A 260-nucleotide genomic window follows, 5' to 3' on the forward strand; every position below is an offset into this window, starting at 1 on the left:
GCTTGTAATTGCTCAATATACGCTTGAGATTTTTCAGCCCAATCGCCAGGAAGTTCGTTATTAATACGACGCTTGTATTCAGCTGCAAGCTCTGGGTATGCTTTTGCGTATGCTGCAAATTTTTCGTCCCAGCTTGATTCAAGCTGTTGACCTTTTTCTTTGCCATCCCACTGTGCGTAAATATCATCAGGAATTTCGAAAGCATCGCCAGTCCAACCTAAAAATTCGCGAGATGCTTTAATTTCATCATCACCTAGTGG

1 pseudogene is annotated in these 260 nt (G+C 42.3%); it reads right to left on the reverse strand.

Annotation, left to right across the window (positions count from 1 at the left end):
* Positions 1–260, reverse strand: a pseudogene (locus tag AAEY88_RS14250) (transketolase); the annotation flags it as partial.

It is taken from the genome of Psychrobacter sp. CAL346-MNA-CIBAN-0220 (genome assembly GCF_040309805.1).
Lineage (GTDB): Bacteria > Pseudomonadota > Gammaproteobacteria > Pseudomonadales > Moraxellaceae > Psychrobacter.